The organism is Salinispora vitiensis (assembly GCF_000378825.1).
Classification (GTDB): Bacteria; Actinomycetota; Actinomycetes; order Mycobacteriales; family Micromonosporaceae; genus Micromonospora; species Micromonospora vitiensis.
Map to the genome: position 1 here is coordinate 2953924 of NZ_KB900388.1, position 22968 is coordinate 2976891.

General features: G+C 69.5%; 22 protein-coding genes, 2 tRNA genes and 1 pseudogene. 15 read left to right on the forward strand and 10 right to left on the reverse strand.

Translation table 11 applies throughout. The features are described 5' to 3' along the window. Positions 1-37: 37 nt before the first annotated feature. A complete protein-coding gene (locus SALPAC2_RS0113740) occupies positions 38-2140 on the forward strand; it encodes a S9 family peptidase (RefSeq protein ID WP_018217220.1) in 2103 nt (700 codons plus the stop codon). Here the strand turns inward: SALPAC2_RS0113740 and SALPAC2_RS0113745 are convergent. Beyond that, positions 2137-3081 (reverse strand): threonine ammonia-lyase, encoded by a 945-nt coding sequence (locus SALPAC2_RS0113745; RefSeq protein ID WP_026184717.1) that lies wholly within the window; start codon positions 3079-3081, stop codon positions 2137-2139. The genes SALPAC2_RS0113740 and SALPAC2_RS0113745 overlap by 4 nt on opposite strands. A gap of 44 nt (positions 3082-3125) precedes the next feature. Here SALPAC2_RS0113745 and SALPAC2_RS0113750 point away from each other — a divergent pair, with 44 nt between their 5' ends. Both SALPAC2_RS0113750 and SALPAC2_RS0113755 read left to right on the forward strand, forming a co-directional pair. After that, positions 3126-3326: a hypothetical protein gene (locus SALPAC2_RS0113750; protein WP_018217222.1), complete on the forward strand. Its 201-nt coding sequence runs from the start codon at positions 3126-3128 to the stop codon at positions 3324-3326. A gap of 95 nt (positions 3327-3421) precedes the next feature. Continuing rightward, complete coding sequence (locus tag SALPAC2_RS0113755) at positions 3422-3799, forward strand: STAS domain-containing protein (protein WP_018217223.1); 378 nt, start codon at positions 3422-3424, stop codon at positions 3797-3799. Here SALPAC2_RS0113755 and SALPAC2_RS0113760 read toward each other — a convergent pair. Next, a complete protein-coding gene (locus tag SALPAC2_RS0113760; protein ID WP_026184718.1) occupies positions 3778-4962 on the reverse strand; it encodes an MFS transporter in 1185 nt (394 codons plus the stop codon). The genes SALPAC2_RS0113755 and SALPAC2_RS0113760 overlap by 22 nt on opposite strands. 332 nt (positions 4963-5294) lie before the next feature. Here SALPAC2_RS0113760 and SALPAC2_RS0113765 point away from each other — a divergent pair, with 332 nt between their 5' ends. The 4 genes from SALPAC2_RS0113765 to SALPAC2_RS0113780 all read left to right on the forward strand — a co-directional run bounded on the left by SALPAC2_RS0113765 (position 5295) and on the right by SALPAC2_RS0113780 (position 7490). Further along, entirely contained in the window at positions 5295-5978 is a 684-nt protein-coding gene (locus SALPAC2_RS0113765; RefSeq protein ID WP_018217225.1) for a FadR/GntR family transcriptional regulator, read from the forward strand. Between the two features lie 82 nt (positions 5979-6060). Continuing rightward, complete coding sequence (locus SALPAC2_RS0113770; protein WP_026184719.1) at positions 6061-6306, forward strand: hypothetical protein; 246 nt, start codon at positions 6061-6063, stop codon at positions 6304-6306. Between the two features lie 29 nt (positions 6307-6335). Then, a complete protein-coding gene (locus SALPAC2_RS0113775; protein ID WP_018217227.1) occupies positions 6336-6692 on the forward strand; it encodes a hypothetical protein in 357 nt (118 codons plus the stop codon). A 78-nt stretch (positions 6693-6770) separates the two neighbouring features. Then, positions 6771-7490, forward strand: a complete 720-nt coding sequence (locus SALPAC2_RS0113780) for a PP2C family protein-serine/threonine phosphatase (protein ID WP_018217228.1) — start codon at positions 6771-6773, stop codon at positions 7488-7490. A gap of 48 nt (positions 7491-7538) precedes the next feature. Here the strand turns inward: SALPAC2_RS0113780 and SALPAC2_RS0113785 are convergent, their stop codons facing one another. Continuing rightward, positions 7539-8924 (reverse strand): MFS transporter, encoded by a 1386-nt coding sequence (locus SALPAC2_RS0113785; RefSeq protein WP_026184720.1) that lies wholly within the window; start codon positions 8922-8924, stop codon positions 7539-7541. 190 nt (positions 8925-9114) lie between these two features. After that, on the reverse strand, positions 9115-10590 hold the full coding sequence (locus tag SALPAC2_RS0113790) for an FAD-binding oxidoreductase (RefSeq protein WP_026184721.1): 1476 nt from the start codon (positions 10588-10590) through the stop codon (positions 9115-9117). A gap of 564 nt (positions 10591-11154) precedes the next feature. On the opposite strand from SALPAC2_RS0113790, the gene SALPAC2_RS0113795 reads away from it, so the two are divergent. Further along, positions 11155-11688, forward strand: coding sequence for a YbhB/YbcL family Raf kinase inhibitor-like protein (locus SALPAC2_RS0113795; protein WP_018217231.1), 534 nt, complete (start codon positions 11155-11157; stop codon positions 11686-11688). Positions 11689-11787: 99 nt separating this feature from the next. Here the strand turns inward: SALPAC2_RS0113795 and SALPAC2_RS0113800 are convergent, their stop codons facing one another. Further along, positions 11788-12501 carry a class I SAM-dependent methyltransferase gene (locus SALPAC2_RS0113800; RefSeq protein ID WP_026184722.1) on the reverse strand — a complete coding sequence of 238 codons (714 nt, stop codon included), beginning with the start codon at positions 12499-12501 and terminating at the stop codon, positions 11788-11790. Positions 12502-12710: 209 nt separating this feature from the next. Between SALPAC2_RS0113800 and SALPAC2_RS0113805 the strand changes: the two genes are divergently transcribed. Further along, positions 12711-14522 (forward strand): hypothetical protein, encoded by a 1812-nt coding sequence (locus SALPAC2_RS0113805; RefSeq protein WP_018217233.1) that lies wholly within the window; start codon positions 12711-12713, stop codon positions 14520-14522. Between the two features lie 15 nt (positions 14523-14537). On the opposite strand, the gene SALPAC2_RS0113810 is transcribed toward SALPAC2_RS0113805, so the two are convergent. Then, entirely contained in the window at positions 14538-15317 is a 780-nt protein-coding gene (locus tag SALPAC2_RS0113810; RefSeq protein ID WP_018217234.1) for a hypothetical protein, read from the reverse strand. Positions 15318-15624: 307 nt separating this feature from the next. On the opposite strand from SALPAC2_RS0113810, the gene SALPAC2_RS0113815 reads away from it, so the two are divergent. Further along, the gene (locus SALPAC2_RS0113815; RefSeq protein WP_018217235.1) at positions 15625-17145 is read left to right on the forward strand and encodes a peptide deformylase; all 1521 of its coding nucleotides are present in this window, start codon (positions 15625-15627) and stop codon (positions 17143-17145) included. A gap of 94 nt (positions 17146-17239) precedes the next feature. On the opposite strand, the gene SALPAC2_RS0113820 is transcribed toward SALPAC2_RS0113815, so the two are convergent. Continuing rightward, positions 17240-18358: a globin domain-containing protein gene (locus SALPAC2_RS0113820; RefSeq protein WP_026184723.1), complete on the reverse strand. Its 1119-nt coding sequence runs from the start codon at positions 18356-18358 to the stop codon at positions 17240-17242. A 143-nt stretch (positions 18359-18501) separates the two neighbouring features. On the opposite strand from SALPAC2_RS0113820, the gene SALPAC2_RS0113825 reads away from it, so the two are divergent. The 3 genes from SALPAC2_RS0113825 to SALPAC2_RS0113835 all read left to right on the forward strand — a co-directional run bounded on the left by SALPAC2_RS0113825 (position 18502) and on the right by SALPAC2_RS0113835 (position 19574). Continuing rightward, the gene (locus SALPAC2_RS0113825) at positions 18502-19272 is read left to right on the forward strand and encodes a CPBP family intramembrane glutamic endopeptidase (protein WP_018217237.1); all 771 of its coding nucleotides are present in this window, start codon (positions 18502-18504) and stop codon (positions 19270-19272) included. Positions 19273-19375: 103 nt separating this feature from the next. Further along, positions 19376-19466 (forward strand) — tRNA-Ser (locus tag SALPAC2_RS0113830). A 35-nt stretch (positions 19467-19501) separates the two neighbouring features. Then, positions 19502-19574, forward strand: a tRNA-Arg gene (locus SALPAC2_RS0113835). 256 nt (positions 19575-19830) lie between these two features. Here the strand turns inward: SALPAC2_RS0113835 and SALPAC2_RS24775 are convergent. Both SALPAC2_RS24775 and SALPAC2_RS0113845 read right to left on the reverse strand, forming a co-directional pair. Continuing rightward, complete coding sequence (locus SALPAC2_RS24775) at positions 19831-20082, reverse strand: hypothetical protein (RefSeq protein WP_033662097.1); 252 nt, start codon at positions 20080-20082, stop codon at positions 19831-19833. Between the two features lie 118 nt (positions 20083-20200). Beyond that, on the reverse strand, positions 20201-20857 hold the full coding sequence (locus tag SALPAC2_RS0113845) for a GNAT family N-acetyltransferase (RefSeq protein WP_018217240.1): 657 nt from the start codon (positions 20855-20857) through the stop codon (positions 20201-20203). A gap of 325 nt (positions 20858-21182) precedes the next feature. Between SALPAC2_RS0113845 and SALPAC2_RS26125 the strand changes: the two genes are divergently transcribed. Together SALPAC2_RS26125 and SALPAC2_RS0113855 are read left to right on the forward strand one after the other, a co-directional pair. Further along, complete coding sequence (locus SALPAC2_RS26125) at positions 21183-21917, forward strand: DddA-like double-stranded DNA deaminase toxin (RefSeq protein WP_018217241.1); 735 nt, start codon at positions 21183-21185, stop codon at positions 21915-21917. Beyond that, positions 21917-22348: an Imm1 family immunity protein gene (locus SALPAC2_RS0113855; RefSeq protein WP_018217242.1), complete on the forward strand. Its 432-nt coding sequence runs from the start codon at positions 21917-21919 to the stop codon at positions 22346-22348. The genes SALPAC2_RS26125 and SALPAC2_RS0113855 overlap by 1 nt, the downstream gene beginning before the upstream one ends. A 245-nt stretch (positions 22349-22593) precedes the next feature. Here SALPAC2_RS0113855 and SALPAC2_RS27880 read toward each other — a convergent pair. After that, positions 22594-22968, reverse strand: a pseudogene (locus tag SALPAC2_RS27880) (tetratricopeptide repeat protein); the annotation flags it as partial.

The window sequence follows — 22968 nt, forward strand, 5'->3', positions numbered from 1 at the left end:
GCCGGTGGCGGGGCGGCCCGGCCGGTAACGTAACGCCGTGACCACCGAGACCCCAGCGCCCGTCGCCAAGCGGATGCCGACCGAGCGAACCCACCACGGCGATACCGTCACTGACGAGTACGCCTGGCTCGCCGACAAGGACGATCCCGCCACGATCGCCCACCTCACCACCGAGAACGCCTACACCGAGGCCCGGACCGCCCACCTCGCGGACCTGCGCGAGCAGCTGTTCGAGGAGATCCGCCAGCGGACCCAGGAGACCGACCTGTCGGTGCCCACCCGCAAGGGCGGCCACTGGTACTACACCCGCACGGTCGAGGGGCAGCAGTACGGGGTGCACTGCCGCCGGGTCGTCCACCCCGGCGAAACCGACCCGCCGGTCAGCGGCGACGGTGCCCCCCTGGCCGACGAGCAGGTGCTGCTCGACGGCAACCTGCTCGCCGCGGGGCACGACTTCTTCGCGCTCGGGGCCTTCGACGTGAGCCCGGACGGACGTTGGCTGGCGTACTCGACCGACTTCTCCGGCGACGAGCGGTACACGCTCCGGGTCAAGGACCTCAGCACCGGGGAACTGCTGCCCGACGAGGTGCCCGGCACGTTCTACGGTACGGCCTGGTCCGCCGACGCCTCGGTGCTCTTCTACGTCACCGTGGACGACGCATGGCGGCCGAACCGGGTCTGGCGGCACACGCTGGGCACCCCGGCCAGCGAGGACGTGGTGGTCTACCAGGAGGACGACGAGCGGTTCTGGGTCGGTGTCGAGCTGACCCGCTCGGAGAAGTTCCTCCTCATTGACATCCACAGCAAGGTGACCAGCGAGATCCTGGTCATCCCCGCTGGCAATCCGACCGGCGCCCCGGTCCCGGTGGCCCCCCGCCGCCAGGGCGTGGAGTACACGGTCGAGCACCACGGCCACCGGTTCCTGATCCTGCACAACGACGGCGCCGAGGACTTCGCCCTCGCGTACACCTCGGCCGACGCCCCCGGCGACTGGGTGCCGCTCATCGAGCACTCCCCCGGCACCCGCCTGGAGGCGGTCGACGCGTTCGAGAACCACCTGGTGGTCACGTTGCGCGCCAACGGGCTGACCGGGCTGCGGGTGCTACCGATCGGGGGCGGCGACCCGCACGACATCGACTTCCCCGAACCGCTGTACAGCGTCGGCCTGGACAGCAACCCGGAGTACCGCACCGGTCAGCTCCGGCTCCGCTACACCTCACTGGTCACCCCGGACTCGGTATACGACTACGACCTGACCACCCGCCGGATGATTCAGCGCCGACAGCGGCCGGTGCTGCCCGGGCCGGACGGCCGCCCGTACGACCCGGCGGGCTACGAGCAGCACCGGGACTGGGCGATCGCCGACGACGGCACCCGGGTGCCGATCTCGTTGGTCTGCCGGGCCGGCACCCCGCGCGACGGCTCCGCGCCGTGCGTCATCTACGGCTACGGCTCCTACGAGGCGAGCATGGACCCCTGGTTCTCGGTCGCCCGGCTCTCCCTGCTGGACCGGGGCGTCGTCTTCGCCGTGGCGCACATCCGCGGCGGCGGCGAGCTGGGCCGGCGCTGGTACGACCAGGGCAAGATGCTGGCCAAGAAGAACACCTTCACCGACTTCGTGGCCTGTGCGCGGCATCTGGTCAAGGCCGGCTGGACCGCGACCGACCGGCTGGTCGCCCGGGGCGCCTCCGCCGGCGGGCTGCTGATGGGCGCGGTGACCAACCTCGCCCCGGACGCGTTCACCGGGATCGTCGCGCAGGTTCCCTTCGTTGACGCGCTGAGCTCGATCCTCGACCCGTCGCTGCCGTTGACCGTCACCGAGTGGGAGGAGTGGGGCAACCCGCTGGACGACCCCGAGGTGTACGCGTACATGAAGTCGTACACGCCGTACGAGAACGTGCGGGCCGTGGACTATCCCGCGATCCTCGCGGTGACCAGCCTCAACGACACCCGGGTGCTCTACCACGAGCCGGCGAAGTGGATCGCGCGGCTGCGGGCCACCGCGCCGCGGGGTGACTACCTGCTCAAGACCGAGATGGGCGCCGGGCACGGCGGGCCGAGCGGTCGGTACGACGCCTGGCGGGAGGAGGCGTTCATCAACGCCTGGCTGCTCGACCAGCTCGGCCGCGCCGGGAGCTAGTCGGCGAGCGCCGCGGCCAGCACGGCCGGCTCCACGTTGCCGCCGGTCACCACGGCAGCCGTACGCCCGGTGGGTAGCTCGGCGCGGCGGAACAACCGGGCGGCGACCGCCACCGCGGCGCTCGGCTCCACGACGAGCCGGGCGTCGCGGACCAGCCGGCTCAGCGCCGCCCGAATCTCGTCCTCGGTGACGGTCACGATCCCGTCCAGCCGCGCCAGCAGGTGCGCGAGGGTCAGCTCGGACGGCGGCAGGCGCAGCCCGTCGGCGCAGGTCCGGTAGGTGCGTTCCTCGCCCCACGACACCACCGACCCGGCCGCCAGCGAGTCCCGGGTGTCGGCGGCCAACTCCGGCTCCACGCCGATGACCGTCGCCGTCGGCCGTAGCGCCCGGACCGCGGTCGCGACGCCGGACGACAACCCGCCCCCGCCGACCGGCACCAGCACCACATCGACATCGGGCAGATCCGCCACGATCTCCAAACCGATCGTGCCCTGGCCAGCGATGATCCGCCGGTCGTCGAAGGGCGGCACCAGCACCGCGCCGGTCTCCGTCGCGATCTGCTGCGCCGCGGCTCCACGGCGCGGCGGTGGCACGGTCACCACCTCGACGCCGTACGCCCGGATCCGGTCGACCTTGGCCGCCGGCGCCCCCTCGGGTACGACGACCCGGCACGGCACACCGGCGGCGGTCGCCGCGTGCGCCAGCGCCAGGCCGTGGTTGCCCGAGGAGTGGGTGACCACGCCGGCCGACCGCTGCTCCGCGGTGAGCCGGGCCACCGCGTGGGTCGCGCCCCGCAGCTTGAAGGAGCCGACCGGCTGCAGGCTCTCCGCCTTGAGCCACAGCTCCGCATCCCACGGGGCCCGCATCAGCGGGGTACGAAGGACCTGGCCGGTGATATCGGCGGACGCACTCCAGATGTCGTCAACAGACACAAGCTCCATCACCTGATCCTGCCCGGTGCGGATCCCGCCTAGACTTCCGGGGCGTGAGCAGCGAACGTCCGGTCGCCAGCGGCGGGGAGGATCCGCCGACGGGCGACCGGCCCCGACCCAGCCTGCGCGTGATGGCCCGGGATCGGCGGGTCTGGGCAATCCTCGGTGTGGTCGCCGCCGGGCTGGTCTGCTGCTGCGCGTCGGCCGCCGGCACCCTGTTCGTCCTCGCCGCCGGCCTCTTCACCACCGGGTGAGCACAAGGCCGGCGGCGCGGGCCGGAATCAGCCTCCTGATCTGCGTAACAACCCCTGGTGGGTTACCGTTTTGCTGGTAGCAGGAGGTCCGGCGGATGTCGTTGACGGTGCACATCCAACAGTGCGGCGAGGTCGCCGTCGTATCGGTCGTCGGCGAGCTGGACCTGGTGACCGCGCCGCGGTTGCAGGAGCACATCACCGACCTGTTGGACCGGGGCCGCAGCCGGCTGGTCTTCGACCTGACGCAGGTCTCGTTCTGCGACTCGACCGGGCTGGCCACCTTCATCCACGCGAAGAACAGCTGCGACGAGGCGGGCGGCTGCGTCCGGCTCGCCGCCCCGCAGCGCGATGTGCTGCGCATCCTCGAGGTCTGCGGGCTCGTCGAGGTGCTGCGGACGTACCCGACGGTCGAGCAGGCCGTCAACCCCACCGCGTCGTCGGCCCCGGGGCGCTACCCCTCGTCCTCGATGTAGCGCGGACGGGCGATGACCAGGCCCGCGCCGGTCTGCACCGCCAGCGCCAAGATCAGAAATCCGACCGGCACGACCCACCCACCGGTGGCCCCGTAGAGGACGCCGACGAGCAGCGGCCCCAGCGCCGCGATGAGGTAGCCGGTGCTCTGCGCGAACGCCGACAGCGCCACCGTCCCCTCCGCCGTACGCGCCCGCAGCCCGATGGTCGCGAGGACCAACGAGAAGGCGCCCTGCCCGACGGCCAGCAGGGCCATCCAGAGCAGCGCGCCGCGGTACGGCGCCAGGGCCAGCCCCAGGTAGGCCAGCGTTGACGCAGCGGCCAACGACAGCACCAGCGGTCGCAGCGTCCGCAGCCGACCGGCCAGCGTCGGCATCAGGAGTGCGACCGGCACGCCCAGCGCGGTGACCCCGGCGAGCAGCAGGCCCGCCGTCGCCGGGCGGAACCCGGCGTCCCGGTACAGCTGCGCCAGCCAGCCCATGATCGCGTACCCGCTGAGGGACTGGGTGCCGAAGTACACGGCCATGGCCCAGCCGAGCCGGGTACGCGCCGGGCGTACCCGAACTCTGGTGGCGGTCTCGGTCGGCGTCGATCGCCGCGTAACGGAGCGGGCCCGGCGGGCCAACGGCACCCATGGGAGTACGGCCAGCGCGGCCAGCCCGGCCCAGACCCCGAGCCCGATCCGCCAGGAGCCGAAGGCCTGCGCGGTCGGCACCGCCGCGGCGGCGGACACCGTCATGCCCGCGGTCATGGCCGTCGTGTACGCCCCGGTGGCCAGTCCGGTGCGGTGCGGGAAGTACTGCTTGACCAGCAGGGGTAGGAGGATGTTCGCCACCGCGACCCCGGCCAGTGCCAACGCGCTGGTGAGGACGAAGACCAGCGCGGAGTCGGTGGCCACCCGGAGCACCTGGCCAGCGGCGAGCACCGCCATCGCCACGACCAGCACCCGAGCCGGTGCGACCCGACGGACCAGCCACGGGGTGATCGCCCCGAGCCCGGCGAACGCGATCGTCGGCAGCGTGGTTACCACGCCGGCCATGGTTCCGGAGAGTCCGAGCCCGGTACGGACCTCGTCCAGCAGCGCACCGAGGCTGGTCACCGCGACCCGCAGGTTCGCACCGACCAGAATTATCCCGATGAGTACGAGTGCGGCTCGGCGCGCCACCTGGCGCTCTCCGACCGGAGCCGCGGCCGTGCCGTCCGGCGCGCTCTTCGTGGCCACGCCGCCCGGAACGCCCAGTCCCTCGGTGGTCACGTCGCCCGGAACGCCCAGTCCCTCGGTGGTCACGTCGCCCGACGCGCTCTTCGCGGCCACGTCGCCGGGAACGCCGGCCCTCGCTGTGGCAGCGCCCGGCGGGCCAGGGCGGCCGGGCACCGCCGGAAAGTTGCTCTCGCGGGGCGGGCGCGGCCTCATCCTGGTGGACGTCGCGGACGGTGGCGGGGTCATGCCCCCGAACCTACAATCATGGGATGAATTTTCGGCAGGAGATGTAACCAGTGACACCCGAGGTCGAAGCCACCGCCGTCCCACCGCGGGGCCAACGGGTCCAGGAGACAATCGCCCAGCTCCGCGACCGGATCCTCGGCGGCGAGTGGCCGGTGGGCAGCCGAATCCCGACCGAGCCGCAACTCGTCTCGGCCCTCGGTGTGGGGCGCAACACCGTTCGCGAGGCGGTCCGCGCCCTGGCACACGCGGGGGTGCTGGAGATCCGGCAAGGCTCCGGCACCTACGTGGTGTCGGTTGATGAACTGGCCCCGGTGGTGGCCCGCCGACTCACCGACGACCGGATGACCGAGGTGGTCGAGGTTCGGCGCGCCCTCGAGGTGGAGGCCGCCCGACTCGCCGCGCTACGGCGCACCGCCGAGGATCTGGCGGCGCTCGCCGACGCGCTCGCCGCCCGAGAGTCCGCGTGGCGCGGCGGACGGGTCGACGAGTTCGTGGCGGCCGACGCCATGCTGCACACCATTGTTGTCGCGGCGGCACACAACGACATCCTCGCTGAGTTGCACGCCTCCATCGGCATCGCGATGCAAAGCACGGTCGCCGCGACGGTGGGCGAGACCCTGACACCCGACCGCTACGTGGACCACTCCCGGCTGGTCGACGCCATCCGGGCCGGTGATCCGGAGTGGGCGGCGATCGAAGCGGGCGCCTACCTGACGGCACCACCGCCGACCTAGTCACCCCGAAAGCACACCGGCACCCGTGGAAATCCCACGGGTACCGACATCATTCGTACACCTGTTCGATACAGTCCTGGTCATGGAGCAACGAAAGCACTGGTGGAACGGGAAATGGGGGCGCCTGGCCCGACGCGACGTCTTCCTCCGCGTCAACGCCGACCGGTGGCACGTCGAACAACGCGCCGGCGGCTCGGAGGGGGTCTCCCAGTTCTACGAGTACGGCAGCATCGAGGAGGCCGAAGAGACGGTCCGGGCACTACTCCGCGGTACCGACACGTGGCGTGAGCTCTCCCCCCGCCCTCCGGGCGGCTGGGGCGGTGTTTAACGCACAGAACGGCCGGGAACGGCGCCAGCATGAACGAGCAACGTGTCCTCTCCCGGGTCACCACCGGGATGCGGGTGGTGGACGTCGCCGGTAGCGAGATCGGCACCGTGGACCTAGTCCAGCGAGACGACCCGAACGCGGTGACCGTGCAGACACCGGCCACCGACCCGGGCAGCAGCCTGAACGAGTTGATCGAGGCCACCGCGGTGGAGGAGCCGGACGTACCGGCCGACCTGGCGGCCCGGTTGCGCCACTCGGGCTACCTGAAGGTCTCCACCGACCGGGTCCGTACCGGGGCGGTCTACGTGCCCGCCGACCAGATCGCCGCGGTCACCGACGCGGTCCGCCTGGACGTCCCGCTGGCGGAGTTGCCCGCCGAGGAGTGACCCCGCCGACCGAGACTTTCCCAACCCCGCACACCCGCGTAGAGACGAACGCAGGGTGTTCTTGGCAAGCTTGGTCCCATGACGTTGATCCTCCGTTCGGCCATCCGCAACGACATCGGCCTTGTCCGGAACAACAACGAGGACTCCGCCCTGGCCGGTGAGCGCCTCCTCGCAGTCGCGGACGGCATGGGCGGCCTGCCCGCCGGGGAGGTGGCGAGCGAGATCGTCATCCGGATCCTGGACGAACTGACTCCGCCAACCACCCCCGCTGCGGCTGCCGACGCGCTCCGGACCGTGGTCAGCGCCGCCAACCAGCGCATCCACGCCGCGATCACCGCGGATCCGGCCCGGGAGGGCATGGGGACGACGCTGACCGCCACGCTGCTCGCCGAGGACACGCTGGTGCTGGCCCAGGTCGGCGACTCCCGCTGCTACCTGTCGCGCGACGGGGAACTGAGGTTGATCACCCGGGACGACACGTTCGTGCAGGCGCTGGTGGACCAGGGGGCGATCACCCCCGAACAGGCCCGGCACCATCCCCAGCGGTCACTGGTGACCCGAGCGGTACAGGGAGCCGGCGCTCCACCCACGATCGGGACCCTGACCGTGACCTCCGGCGACCGGCTGCTGCTGTGCAGCGACGGGCTCTCCGACTACGTCGAGCACGAGGCGATCGCCGCCACCCTGACCCAGTACGGCGACCGGGAGCTCTGCGGGGAGCAGTTGGTCAAGCTCGCCCACCAAGCCGGTGCGCCGGACAACGTCACCGTCGTGGTGTCCGACGTGACCACGGCCTGAGCGGCCGACCGGCGGGACAGGCGCCCGGCGGGAGACCGGGTGACCTGTTCACCGCGCTGCCTCCTCCCCTTTGGTGAAGATGTCCAGCAGGGCGATCAGGAGGGCGGCGAGGATAAACGCCGAGATGATCAACAAGGTGGTCCGGAAAGCCGCCATCCAGTCACCGCCGGTCCGGTCCAACGTCACGAACAGCGCGGAACTGACGCCGACAATCCCGGCGGAGATTCCCAGGCGGTGCCCGGTCTGCAACATCCCGGCCGCGCTGCCGGCCCGCGTGTTGGACACCTGTGACATGGTCACGGCCTGGTTGGGGATGTTGGTCAGTCCGCTACCCAGGCCGCTGAGGACGAAGCCCGCGCCGAGGCCGGCGAGGAGCAGCGGCAGGGCCGCCGAGTGCGGGCTGTCGAAGGTCGGCAGGAAGATATCACCGACCATGACCGCCACCACTCCGACGAGCGAGGTCAGCAGTCCGAGGGCTACTACTCGACGGCCGGCTCGCCAGGCCAGTCGCCCCCCGACGACCGCCCCCGCCGCCGTGCCCCCGGCGATCGGCACCATCACGAGACCGGTGGTAACTGGGCTGTGACCCACCCCATCCTGCAGGTACAGCGCGAGCACGAAGTACAGCGCGTCGTACGCGCCGAACAACACCGCGATGAGCGCGCCCAGGCCGTAGGACCGGACCCGCAGCAGGCCCAGGTCAACCAGGGGCGATGCCCGGTTCGGACGCTGCTCCCAGAACCCGAAGCCGGCGAGAACGAGCACACCGACCGGCACCAGCACCCACAGGACCGGGGTCCGGGCCGTCTCCTCCACCATCGGTATCCAGAGCGCCACCATTCCGACGACGAACAAGACGACGCCCACCGGGTCCGTGCGTCGCCACCAGAACCGTTCCGGGGGCACCCGCGACGCGGGAATCACGAGAAACCCCAGGACCGCTGCCAGGAAGGCGACCGTGGCGTCCGCGACGAAAATCAGCCGCCAGCCGTGCTCCGGACTGACGGCAACCAACAACCCGCCCAGAACCGGACCGGACCCGAGGGCGACACCGAACGCCACCCCGAGCAAACCGTACGGACGACCCCGCTCCTCCTTCTGGAACAGCTGCTGGAACAGCCCGAGAATCTGCGGGCTCACCGCCCCGAGCGCACCGCCCTGCACCAACACGGAGAGCACCAGCCAGACCGGTGTTTGGGCGAGGGCGGCGGAGGTGGCCGCCGCCCCGGCGAGCACCAGGCCGGCCACGAAGACCGCGCGCCGTCGCCACACGTCACCGAGCCGGCCACCGGGCACCAACATCAGGGCGTAGGCCAGCGCGTAACCGGCGATCAGCCACTGCTGGCCGTCCTCGTCGAGGCCGATCGTCGCGGCGATCTGCGGCACCGCGATGACCAGCATCGCGGTGGTGACGGTGCCGAGGAACACGACCACCTGACAGACCGCGGCCACCAGCCACCGCCGGGCCCGCCCGCGGGATCCCTCCCCCGCCGATGTCCGCCCGGAACGGGGCTCGCGGGCCGTCAACGCGACCTCCCGGCACCCTCGCGACTGGTCACGCGCCCCCCTCACCCACCCGTACGGCGTCTCCTCTCATCCGAACGACTCTCGTGGCTCCACCTCGTCAGTGCGGCCGGATGCTCTGCTCGTACTGGAAGAACTCATGCGGGTCGTACTTGGTCTTGATCTCACGCAGCCGGGTGTAGTTGTCGCCGTAGTACGCGGTGGCCCAGTCACCGATGCTGCTGTCCGGGACGTTGACGTAGGAGCCGTTGACGTAGGGCAGCAGCGCCTGGCGGAACTGCTCCGTCCACGCCATGACCGTCTTCTGCTCCTCGTCGTTCTCCCAGTTCCCACTCCACTCCATGTAGTACCTCGGGCTCCGGTGGAAGAACGCGGTGGCGTCGGTCGGAACCCGGTCCACCGCACCGCCCCAGTTCAGACACCAGATCTCGCCGCCGAGATCGGGAAGTTCGGCTAGGTGCCGAACGATCGTGTCGATCCCCCGCTCGGGGAGCAGGTCATACACCCAGGACGAGGGGATGTGCGTCTTCCGCGGTGTGTCCGTCGTTCCGGCGAGCTGGTTCCAGGCGTCCAGGTAGGAGGTGGTCTCCGTGATTACCTGAGGGTTTCCGACCTCGATCAGCGGCCCAATTATCTCGCGTAGCCGGTACTCGGAACCGCGATAGATACCGTTACAGTAGATGTGGCCGTCCGCTCGGGTCTTCGGGTTGAAGACCGAACCGAATCCGTCGTCGGCGAAGGGCGCAATTCGCTGCCAGCGCTCGAACAACTCCCCGACGTACCCCCAATCGTCCCAGGTAATCTGATACACCACGACATCCGAAACCGGATGGACGTGGTACGTGTATTTGGTCGCGATTCCGAAATTGCCGCCGCCGCCCCCACGCGAGGCCCACAACAGGTCGGCGTGCTGCGTCTCGTCCGCGTGGACGAGCCGGGCGCCCCGCTCTCCGTCGGGAATGACAATATCGAGACCCGCCAGGCTGTCGCTGGTCACCCCGAGGCTACGACTGAGCTGACCAATCCCGCCGCCCAACGTGACCCCGGCGACGCCGACGCCGACCTCCGCTCCGGTGGGAATGGCGAGACCCTGCTCCCCCAACGCCTCGACGACCTGGTCCTGGGTCGCTCCGGTCTGCACGGTCGCCTGGCGCGTACGCGTGTCCAGCTCGATCTCCTGCATGTCGCTGACGTCGATGATGACGCCGCCGTCCACCGCCGACCACCCTTCCAGGGCGTGCCGACCACCGCGAGCGCGGAAAGCCACATCGTGTCGACGACACCAGGTGATCGCATTGATTACATCCTGGGCGTCCTGGCAGAAGACGATGACCAGCGGGTACGGATTGAACTGTCGGTTCCACCCGAGTCGTGCGTCGTCGTAGTCGGCGTCGTCGGGGAACACCAACCGCCCGGTCAGCCTTCCCGGGTCCGGGTGTGGGCCTCGCCCCGCCCTCTTCTCGCTTGGCGCACGGTCACCGTAGGTCGCTAGAGCGGAGGGCGAGATGGCGGCAGCGCCGGCAACTCCCGCACCCACCGCCAGGACCCGTAAGACGTTTCGTCGAGTGGCTTCCATTTCCTTCTCCTTCAACACCGGGAGAACGACCCAGTGTCGCCCGGCCCGCGAATTCGGCTATTTTTTGGGCACCATTGGGTTGCCCGGTCACAGACAAATCCGGAATCGTCGGGCCAGTGCCGGACATCGCCCGTCGATTTAGGTGTCATAGCACCATCAACGCACCTCGTATCACCCTAGGCGCGTTTGCGTCCCGCAGTGCCGGATCGTCTGTTTTGACCGTATCAGCCAGCCTCGCCGACCGAAGGCGCTTGACTGGATCGCTAATAGCCACGTGATACGCCCGAGACTGATGGGAATTCAGTCATCTAATGGGAAAACGCGGTCAGCGACGACCTCTCCGGCTCACCACCGACCACGTGAGGCCGACGATCAGCGCCAGCGATGCCACCAGACACAACAGCAGGGTAAGGTGCCACGGTTTGATCGCGCCCATGGTCCGACCCCGTAACCAGAGCCGGCAAGACCCCGCGCCCCGAGGAGACGCTTCCGGTTCACCGGCCAGGCTGTACGAGGTATGAAGGTGCACAGGCGACAATCCGCACACCGGAAGGACCTGGCTCGATGACCTTGGAACGACCGATCGCCCCGGACCCGTACGAACTGCTGCCGACGGTGCCATCGTTCACGCTCACCAGTGACGACGTACGCAACGGCGAGCCGATGGACGCGACGTACGCCCATCCGAGCGTCGGCGGCGACGACCTCTCCCCGCACCTGGCCTGGTCGGGCTTCCCCGCCGAGACCAAGGGCTTCGTGGTGACCTGCTTCGACCCGGACGCGCCGACCGGCAGTGGCTTCTGGCACTGGGTGCTGGTCAACCTGCCGGCGGGGGTGACGGAGTTGCCGCGGGGCGCGAGCGGCGATGCCCTAGGCGGCGCCTTCGCGGTTCGCAATGACTACAGCCAGCAGGATTACGGGGGCGCCGCCCCGCCACCCGGTGATCATCCGCACCGGTACCTCTTCGCGGTACACGCGCTGGACGTGGAGCGTCTCGACGTCACCCCCAACGCCTCCCCGGCGTACGTGGGCTTCAACCTCGCCTTCCACACCCTGGCCCGCGCGGTGATCCGGCCGACCTACCAGGTCGCGCAGTAGCCGTTCCGCGTTCCACGATCCGCGTCCGGCCTGGTGGCGTCGACGGGCACGGCGGAGGCGACCAGCGCCGGATCGCGGGGAGGGCGGGCGGCCGTCGGGTCAGGAGGGCGTACGCGCCACCGCGAAGACGGACTGGCCGAACGGGGGGCGGACCAGCTGCTCGGCGGCCTTGGTCAGCGGGAGCACCAGGGTGTCGTACACCTTGACCATCGGGCCCTCCTTCGGCATCAGCCGGAAGACCTTGGTCGCCATGAAGTAGCCGATCAGTCCGAGCGCATTCGCGTAGTGGATCTTTTCCACGGTCAGCCCGGCTTCGGTCATCGCCGCGGCCAGGGTCTTCGTCGTGTACCGCCGGACGTGGCCGGTGGCGATGTCGGCGGGGCTCATCGCGAACTCGAACGCCGGCACGATGATGATCACCGGGCTGCCCGGCCGGACCAGGTCGCGCATGCCACGCAGGGCCCCGACGTGGTCCTCGATGTGCTCCAGGACGTTGTACGAGACGGCGGCGCTGTAATCGCCGCGGTCGGTGTGCGGCAGCAGCATCTCACGAACCTCGATGCCCGGCTGCTCGGCGGCGAGCCGTTCCTTTAGGGCGACGAGTCGCTCCGGGTCTGCCTCGGTGGCGGTGAAGTGGGGTACCCGCGCGGCCCACTCCAGCGCGTAGTCACCGAGGCCGCTGCCAATCTCGATCGGGTTCGCACCGAGGTACGGCAGGGCCAGCTCGACGAACCAACGGCGGTGGTTCACGGCGGTCGCAAGGCCTTCCAGCACCTCAGACTGGACACGCTGATTACCAAGTATTTCTGCCATACGTCGATTCCTCACGGTGTGGACTGACTTGACCCCGCCTGGACGACAGAGTGAACCATCCACATAGAAGGCGGAACAAATCGGGTCATCGGGGTGACCGAAATGCGATCGGGCTAGGTACATGATCAGCAGCCGGGAGCCGGCACATGCTACCAATCGCCCAAAACCTGGCCCAGCGCGGCCATCGCCTGACTACGCTCTGAATTGGTATGACTACCGCCGATTCGAGTCGCGCCACCGACGCCTCCGAGGAGGGAGCGCCGGTCTCTCCGCCTGACCAGCCCCGTACCCGGTGGCGGGTCGACCTGTTGGCAGTACTGAGCTTCGTCCTGCTCGCGTTCTGGGTGACTATCCGGCTCTGGCTGGACCCCGACGACGGGCTCCGGGACAACCGCACCGATCAGTCCCAGTTCGAGTGGATGATGGCGCATGGTTCACGAGTGGTGACCGATTTCGCCTATCCGTTCACCTCGGAGCGAATGAATGTGCCGGAGGCCGTCAATTTGATGGCCAACACATCGGTACTATCCGTATCTATACCAATGACGCCAGTCACCATCCTGGCCGGTCCGCGGATGTCCTTCCTGCTCTTCCTAACCCTGGGCATGGCAGCCACCGCCGCATCGTGGTATTTCCTACTCTCCCGGGTGGTGGTCCGCTCCCCCGGCCCGGCCTGGCTCGGCGCCACGTTCTGCGGGTTCGCACCCGCGATGGTCTCGCACGCCAACGCCCACCCCAACATCGTCTCCCAGTTCGTCGTACCACTGATCATCTGGCGCACCCTGCGCCTCAGCGAGCCGGGCCGCTGGCTCCGCAACGGGATCCTGCTCGCCCTGGTCATCGTCTGGCAGGCCTTCCTCAACCTGGAAATCCTGCTGATGACCGCGATCGGCCTCGGCGTGGTCATGGCCGCGCTCGCCCTCCGCCGGTCCGACCTGCGCCAACGGGCGCGCCCATTCCTCGCCGGGCTGGGCGTCGCCGCAGCGGTCGCGCTCCTCCTGCTGGCGTACCCGCTCTACGTGCAGTTCTTCGGCCCCGGCGCCTACCGGGGACTCTCCCCCCTCATCCGCGGCTACTCCACCGACCTCGCCTCGTACGTGGCGTACTCCCGGGAGTCGCTGGCCGGCGACGAACCGGGCGCGCGTGGGCTGACGCAGAACCCCACCGAGGAGAACGCCTTCTTTGGCTGGCCCCTGTTGGTGCTCGTCGCCGCACTCGTCTGGTGGCTGCGCCGCAATGTCGTCGTCCGGGCCCTGGCCCTGCTCGCGGTGCTCTTCGCGGTGCTCTCGCTCGGCCGGGAGATCGTGTTCAACGGCGAGCTCACCGGCATCCCGGCCCCCTGGGCCGTGCTGGAGAACCTGCCCATCCTGCACTCGGTGGTACCCACCCGATGGGCGCTGGCCATCACCCCGCTGTTCGGGCTCCTGCTCGCCTACGGGGCGCAGCGCGCCCAGACCCTCGCCACCCGAAATCCCGCCGCCCGGCCGCAGATCCGCTTCGCCACCGTCACCGTACTGGCGATGGCCCTCGTGCCGCTCCTGCCGACCCCGCTGCCGGCGGTCCGGCTGGAGCCCACCCCCGCCTTCGTCGCCTCCGGCGCGTGGCGGCCATACGTGACCCACGAGCGCAGCATCGTCACCCTGCCGCTACCGAGCACCCACTACGCCGACCCGCTGCGGTGGTCGGCCGAAACGGGACTGGACATGCCGATCGCCCGCGGATACTTCCTCGGCCCGGACACCCGCCCCGGTCGGCACCGGGTCGCCCTGTTCACCGCGCCGGCCCGCCGGACCAGCGAGTTCTTCGAGGAGATCCGGCGCACCGGCGCGGTGCCATCGATCAACCAGCAGCAGCGGACGGCCGCCGAGGAGGATCTGCGGTACTGGCGGGCCGGCGCAGTCATCCTCGGTCCGCACGAGCACGCCGACGCGCTACGCGACGGCATGACCAAACTGCTCGGGACAGCGCCGACCTACACCGGGGGCGTCTGGCTCTGGGACGTGCGAAACCTCACCTCCTGACCGAAACCGGCCCGATCAGGATCGGCGGAGGCAGCAACCCGCGCACGTCTTCGGACGAGGCAGGGTGAACGCGAGGCAGCAGGTGTACCGCTGCACCGTCGGTTCGCCGGTCGGACCCGGCACCAACTCGACCAGATCCCGCAGGTCGAGCGCCTGGAGCAACGTGTCGATCGTGGCGACGGAGGAACCCGGCAGGCGGTCGGCGGCGCTCAGGATGGCGTGGGCGATCCCGGCGGCCACCGAGCCCATCAACGTTCGGGTGCCGATCCGCACTTCCGCCTGGATCGCCCCGATCACCGGCGCGAGGTGAGCGTCGAGCAGCGTCGCCCGGAGTGCCGCGAGCAGCTCCGCCTCGCCGGCCACCACCCGTACCTCGGGCCGGCCGGACAGCGCCAACGGGTCGCCGGGCAGGACCGCCACCGCGGTCGACCGGCGCAGACCCAGGGTGAACAGCGACCGCTGATCCGCGAAGTGGATCAGCACATCGGCGGGAACAAGCAGGGGAACCCGCCGGACCGAGGCCCAGCCCAGTGCCGCCGGCAGAGCCGCCCAGTAGCTATATGCCTTCCAGGCCAGCGCCGCGCTGGCGTGCCGGGTGCCACCCCACTGGTCAGCCGCCGCGGCCAGGAGCTCGGGCAGCCGCGTCCCGTCCACCAGGGTGGTGGCGGGTGACCAACCAGCCTCGTCGGCGACCAACAGGCCGCGGGCCAGCCCGGGCACGTCGTCGGTGCCGAAGAGCTGGCGCAGCGCCATGGTGACCGGAGCCAACGGCGCGGCAGCTGCCGTGCCGGGCATAGCTGTTGTCACCCGACGCTCCCCCCGTCGTCCGTCGCTTCGATTAGCCAAGCCTAGCCTAACTTCTGTGGGGCTCGACAACTTCGGCCCATCCCAGACGCCGTCGACTCCGGCCCATCGCGCGCCTCGGCGCACTACCCGTTCATCGCGCGCCTCGGCGTACTACCCGCCCGCCAGCCCGGGGAAACAGCCGCCGCACTATCGACCCCCATCGCTGGAAAGTCAATCCTCATGTCGGCAAGGTGGCACTTCTATATCCGACCAATGACAGAACGTGAAACTGATAGTCCCGGCCCCAAGGAAGCTGATGACCACATCACCGCTCGATCGGGCGGCCGACACCTTCGCCGTCGAACTCGCCCGCCACCGGACCGAGCGAGGGCTGACCAAGAAGCAGTTGGCGACGCTGATGGGGTTCGACCCGTCGTACGTGAGCCACGTGGAGGGACGCCGGCACCGGCCCACCGAAGACTTCGCCCGGCGGGCAGAGGCCGTGCTGGAGGCCAGCGGAGCGATCTGGCAACGCTTCTGCGAATACGACGAACTCCGACACACCCGTAGCGACCGGACGGCGCACCGCGAACCACCCGCCCCCGGGCAATGGCTGCCTCCCGGCACCGGACTGATCGTCGAACGGGAACACGCCAGCCTCACCTACCGGGACGAGACGTACCACTGCGTCATCCGCCGGGAGCTGCACAACGCCGGGACCGAGCCGATCACCCGCTACCTCGTCCGCGTCGCCGTTGACCGCTACCCGGGCGACCCCGGCCGCTCCAACCGGCACCACCGAACGCACCCCCTCACCTTCGCCGAGTTGCAGCTTCGCGCGTACCGGCTGGACGGGCCGGAGCGCGAGGCGATGCACTGGCGAACCAAGCACGACCGGGACGCCTTCAAAGAGATCTGGCTGCTCTTCGAGAACGCCGACCGGCGCTTCCCGCTCTACCCAGGCGACCGCGCCACCATCGAGTACGCCTACCACGTCGGGGCGGACAAGTGGGGCCCCTGGTTTCAGCGGGCCGTCCGGGTACCCACCCGGCACCTCGCCGTCCGGCTCGACCTGCCCACCGCCCTCGACCCGCAGGTCTGGGGTGCCCAGACCTCGCTCTCCGCGGCGGAAGGCCCGCTGCGTACCCCGGTGGCCCACCGGGAGGAGGGCGACCGAACGATCTTCGCCTGGGCGGTGGACGAGCCGCCGCTGAACGGCCGCTACCGGATGCAGTGGCGATTCCGGTCCCGACCCGAGGGGGAGCCGACAGAGCCCGGCTGGCTGCGACCAAGCGACCGGATGCGGAGCCTCGGCATCCTCCAACACGATGCCGATCTACTCCGCCAGCCCACCCAGCCGTTCGACCTACCCCGCGAGGTCGGGGCAGCTCAGGAGACCGTGGAACGGCTCACCGCAGCCCTGCTCCGCCTAGACGAGCTACACCCGTTCAGCAAGGGGGTCGGCGTCGCCGCTCCGCAAATCGGCATCGGCCGCGCCGCCGCCGTCGTCCGCCCCCCGGACCGCGGCGGCGAACCCGTCGTCCTGCTCAACCCGCGGGTGGTCGACGCCGCACCCGACACCGACGAACAGTACGAGGGGTGCCTCTCCTTCTTCGACCAGCGCGGTCTCGTGCCCCGCCCGCTGCGGATCGACGTCGAGCACACCCACCTCGACGGCAGTCGGGTCATCACCTCATACGAGTACGCCATGGCGCGCCTCGTGGCACACGAGATTGACCACCTTGAAGGGCGCCTCTACGTCGACCGGATGACCCCCGGCGTGCCGCTGGTGCCGGTCGAGGAGTACCGGCACACGGGCCAGCCCTGGCGCTACTGACAGCGTCGGTACGGCCACGTCCGCCCGGGGGAAGGAGGGCCGGGCGGACGTGGCCGTCGTGGGCGGTGCCGGTCCGCCCGATGGGTAATGTCCGTTACAACTCGCCGAAGGTGTCGTACCGAGTGCGCTCCGGCGGCACCTCATCGCTGGAGAGCACCCGCAGCGTGGCCCGGACCATTGACGCCGACCCGGAGACGTAGCAGTCATGCGCCGTCCACGGGCCGTACCGGCCGACCACCTCGGAGATGTCGCCCAGCTCACCTTCGAAGCCCGCACCGCCGCTACACGCCGGCGTCACCGACAGCCACGGATGCCGGGAGACCAGCTCCTGAAGCCCGGCCAGGCCATAGAGATCAAGCGGCGTACGGGCGCCGTAGAAGACGTGCACCCAGCGGGACCGGTTATAACCCGCCAACTCCTCAACCAGCGCCTTCACCGGAGCCAGGCCCACGCCGCCAGCGACACAGAGGACGTCCCGGTCCGATCCCCGATCCAGGGTCATCGACCCCATCGGCGCCGCCAACCGCAACAGATCACCCGGCTTCACCCGACGAACCAACGCGCCGGACAACCATCCCGCACCCGACGGCGTCCGAACGTGGAACTCCAGCACGTTGTCGTCGTTCGGCGCGTTCGCCACCGAATAGGTCCGCCACACCCGCGGGTGGTATCGGGGCGCCTCGATACTGACGTACTGGCCCGCCTGCCACCGCAACGGATGCTGCAGGGCGCGGACCGTCAACACCGCCGTGTCCGGCCCGTACCGAACGTGGGTCAGCACCTCGGCATGCCAGAACGGCGGGTTGTCGTCCGCCGCCGCCCCCGCGAGCATCTTGCCCGAGATGGCGGCGTACGCGTCCCGCCAGGCCTGGTCGAAGGTCAGATTCCAGCCGTCGCCGGCGGTGCTGCGCAGGGCGTCCAGCAGGGCGACGCCCATGGTCTCGTAGTTCGCCGCCTCGACGTGGTACTTCCGGTGGTCCCGACCCAGCGAGCGGAGGAACTCGTCGAAGCCCTCCGGGTCGTCCACCGTGTGGGCGGCGGTGATGATCGCCTCCAACAGCCGATCACCCTGGCCCGCCATCTGCGCCGGAAAAAGCGAACGCAGCTCGGGGTCGAGCAGGAACAGCCGGGCGTAGAAGTGCTCGCTCAGCCGGTCCCGATGCTCCTCAACCAGGGTCCAACTCTCCTTGAGTAGCCGCGCGACGTCGTCCACGGGAGCGCGCTCCTTCTCCGTACGGGGATCGGGCAACCCAAGAATGGCCATGGAGCGTGCCAACCGGTCGCACAGAATGTGCGACCGGTTCATGAGGTCTCCTCGGTGCCACGATCAGGAGTCGGGTCAGGCACAGTGGTGCGGTGACCCTCGATCTGGACCGACCGGTGACCCGTCGGACGCTGAGCACCGAGACGTGGCTGGTCCTCGGCTTGTCGCTCGGCCAGTCGGCCGTCTACGCCCTGACCTCGATCGTCGCCAAACTCACCGCCGAGGGACCGCTGTCGGCGCAGACCGCCGCTCTGAACACCTCCCGGTCTGAGCGGCCCTACCTCGACCTCACGTACCAACTGCTCGGGATCAGTTTCGCCCTGCTGCCGGTGCTGCTCGCCGTACACCTGCTGGCGCGCAACCCCGGCGATCCAGCGCGGGCGCTCGGCCTGGACGCCCGCCGGCCCGGCCAGGATCTCGTACGTGGTGCCGGCCTGGCCGCGCTGATCGGCCTGCCCGGCCTGGCCCTGTTCTGGGCGGCGGCGCAACTCGGGCTCAACGCGACGCTGGTGCCCGCAGCGCTGCCGGACGTCTGGTGGGCAGCACCAGTGTTGATCTTCGCCGCCGTGCAGAACGCGGTACTGGAAGAAGTGATCGTGGTCGGCTATCTCGTCACCCGACTGCGGCAGCTCCAGTGGCGACTCGGTGCGGTCGTCGCCACCAGCGCGCTGCTCCGCGGCTCCTACCACCTCTACCAGGGCTTCGGCGCGTTCGTCGGCAACGCGATCATGGGCGTAATCTTCAGCCTGTACTTCCTCCGAACCCGGCGGGTGATGCCACTGGTGGTGGCGCACACGCTCCTGGACATCGTGGCCTTCGTCGGCTACGCGGCGCTGCCGAAGGAGTGGTTCGACTGGCTCTGAGGTCCGCGGCGATCCGACCTCCGGCCGGCCCGCGGGTAGTCGCTTTGCTCCCGGCGGCCGGGGCCCTGTATTCTCAACCCCCGGTGGCCTGCGAGGCCGCCAGGGAGACTTCGCCTAGTCTGGTCTATGGCGCCGCACTGCTAATGCGGTTGGGGTTTTAAAGCCCCTCCCGGGTTCGAATCCCGGAGTCTCCGCGCGAAAGTTAGTCGTGTAGGCTGACCAAGCACCAGCGCCCGTAGCTCAACGGATAGAGCATCTGACTACGGATCAGAAGGTTAGGGGTTCGAATCCCTTCGGGCGCGCAAGATCGTAAGGCGCTTGACCTGCAAGAACAGGGGTCAGGCGCCTTTACTGCCTCGTCCCTAGTGGACGGTTGGGTGCTCCGTGGGTGCTCGTGCGACGCGCATCCCCTCCGTCCCACTCCGTCCCGATGGCAGCCCGCCCGGTCCCAGTGGGTTTTGATCATGGTTTCCCCCTCTCGGCCTACGAGCCCAGAACGAGACGGCGAGGTGGGTCCGCACCCTGGTCGGATGTCGCGGCGCCGGCGGTACGTCTTCGTCAATCTCTCCGGCTCGCGGGCGCCGGCACGGTGGCGGTGACCAGCTCCCACACGTCGGCCTCGGCACAGTCCACGGTGGTCAGCGCCTCGGCCACCGACGGCGGGTCCAGCACCTCCTGCACGGGCCAGCCGCCGCAGACCCGGTACACGGTGCGCAGGATCTCGTGCCGGGTCACGACGTCGTCGAACGCCCGGCGTAGCGCGGCCACGCCGAGCTGACCGCGCACCGGATCGCGATCGGGATGATGCACCGCGAGCCGGTGCCAATGCGCTGGTCGTGCAGCCAGACGTTGAGCTGCCCGTCGGAGGCGATCGACTGGGAGCCATGCGGATAGGGGCGCAATTCGGGGCGAGTGGAGCCACCCGTCATCAGGCGCGTCCCTGCCAGACATACGTCATGTCGGGCTCGTTCTCCTCGTTGCGGCTGCCGTCGTTCTCGTCGACCTGACGGAAGCCGTGCCGCTCGTAGAAGGCCCGGGCGTCGGTGTTGCGGGTGAAGACCCGCAGGGTGAGGCCGGTCGGGCTGGCCTTGCGCACCTGCTCCAGCAACTGCGTGCCGATGCCCTGCCGCCGGGCGTCGGGGCGCAGGTAGAGGTGTTCGAGCATGGCGCCCTCGAGGGCGGCGAAGCCGAGGATCTCGCCGGTCTCCGGGGACTCGACCACCCAGGTCTTGCACTGGGGCAGGACCACGTGGGTGATGAAGGCCCGGGTCTGCTCGTCGTCGTAGAGCCGCGGCAGGTAGGGCATGGCCGCCGCCCGTGATGCCAGGAACACCTGGGTGATCGCGTCGGCGTCCTTGTCGTTGGCGTGCCGGATCACAGCTACCTGCCCTCCCCCGTGTGACTCACCCCGTCGATGGTCCTGGTGCACGTCGGTCGGGGCTGGCACCGCCTCCTCCAGCACGTACCGGTCGGGGTTGTCGGCCAGCCGGGGCATGGCCGCGCCGACCAGTTCACCGCTCAGCCCACCCGGGAGCCGGCGGAAGTACGGCAGCCCGTACCCGACGACGGTCAGTGCCCGGGCCAACTCCCGCTGCCTCCGCTAGCGAGAGAGCTCGTCAGGGCAGCCACGGGGGGAGCCGCCCTGACCAGCGATTCGGCATACGGTACGAGCAATCTGGTCGAAGAGCAACCGGCGGAGCGGCAGGCTGAGCCAGCAGCACGCGCTCGCAGAGTGCTGGGGCCATACGGCCCTGGCGGGACCACTGGGCTGGCTTGTGACCTACTACCGGCAACACCCGTCGCGCTTTTCGAAAGGCGCCGGCTTTCTCCGCCGGGCCGTTGAGGGCATGTAGCGGCATCGACCGGCCGGTACGCTTTCGTTTCATGTGCTGGGGAGCCGGCCGGTGAGCATGGCCTCGGTCGCCGCCGGGCTGCGCACGGTCCTGGATGGCATCGCCCAGACACGGGCAGGGGCGGCAGTTGGTATCGAGGCGGCGATCCGGGCCCGCGATCGGCTCACCGCAGTAACCGCGTCCAGTCGGCACCCGCTGGTCGACCAGGCCTTGCAGCACGTCACGGCCGCGATCGAGCGCCTACAGGTGGCAGACCGGGACGCGGCCCTGGCAGCAGCTGCCCTTGTAGCGTATGGCCGCACTCTCGGCATCAGCCTCCCGGCACCACCCCCGGTATCGGCTCCGACGCGCGGCGCTGCCCCGGTGCCGTCCTGGATCCGGCAGGCCGGACAGGATCTGCCCACTCGCCCCGATGATCACGGCCCGACCCACGGCCAGGCATTCGACTCGACCGGACGCCCGCTATCGGCCGAGCCCTGGAAAAGCGGACGCAACATCGCATCTACCAGCGACCTGCGTCCGATTCCCGGGCTGAAGGGGTTTCCGTGGACTCTCACCGATCACGTGGAGTCACGCGCCGCTCAGCAGATGCGCCGTCCCGGCGCACCGTGCGAGGTCAGTCTCGTGGTCAACAAAGAGCCCTGCACGGACGACCCGTACGGTTGCGATCGGATACTGCGACACATCATCCCGGCGGGTTCGCGTCTCACGATCTACGTGCAAGATCCGAACGCTCCGGCTGGGGTGCGAACGGTCGGCCAGTACGAGGGAACCGGAAAGGGGATCGTGTAGTGAGCTACGTCGTCACGTGGGGTCGGGGTAACCGCCGGCCCGGCTCCACCATCGCGGAGGTGGACACCGCCCTCAACGACGCCGCCGCGTCCGGTGTTCCGCAGGTCGTCGGGATCTACCCGCCGCAGCACCTAGCTAGTGACGCTTCTCCATGGGACGCACCGCTGCCGCCGGCACTGCAGATCGGCGTGGGACATCCGGACCGGTCGTTTGTGCTCTGGCTCGGCCCCGAAGGCGGGATCGGCGTCGAGGCGGGTGCCCCGCCGTGGCCGGACGGCACCCCAGACATCGCCTTCGACTACGGCGGCGACGCCGTTTTCGCCGGCCCCGACCGAGCTCGGGTCACACCGGACACCGCTCGGCAGGCCGCTCGCGAGTTCGTCCGTACCGGCCAGCGACCGACCTGCGTGCAATGGACAAACGATCAATAGGTAGAAGCGGACTGCTCTAAGCTCACATCGTTGATGGCTGGTTGCCGCCATTTCACAGTGTCTTTGAGCCCCGTGTGTGCCCGGCAGACTCCTTGACCCCCAGGCAACAACCAAGCCCCTCCCACCAGCCATTACACATCATCGAGCTGGATCCGAACGTCCATCGAAGTCCGTCCACCAGGGTACGACCTAGTCGTCACCCAGTTAGTCACTCGCCAGAGCCAGGGCTGGGCAAGTTGCTGCAATCAGCCCGCATCATTCGAACCATACCGTCTACGCTGAATTTCTACCTTGATCTCCACCGCCCGCCGCCGCAACGGCAACGCCTCCTCCGCCCGCCCCAGACCCCCCAACGTGTACGCCAGGTTGTTCATCCGGAGCGCGATGTCGGGGTGTCCCGCCGGCAACACTGCCTCGCTGATCTCCAACGCCCGCTTGTCAGCTTGGAGGGCCTGGCCGTACCTGGCCTGCGTGCAGTACCTATCAATAGTCTGCTGCGAGACGTGTTCCTCGGCGGTGATCTCCTCAATCCACAGGTCCGCGCGGGTGTTGATGTGGGTGTCCCTGGTGATTTCGTCGTCGTTGGGTGCGATGCGGTCACGTAGCTTGGCCTGCAGAGC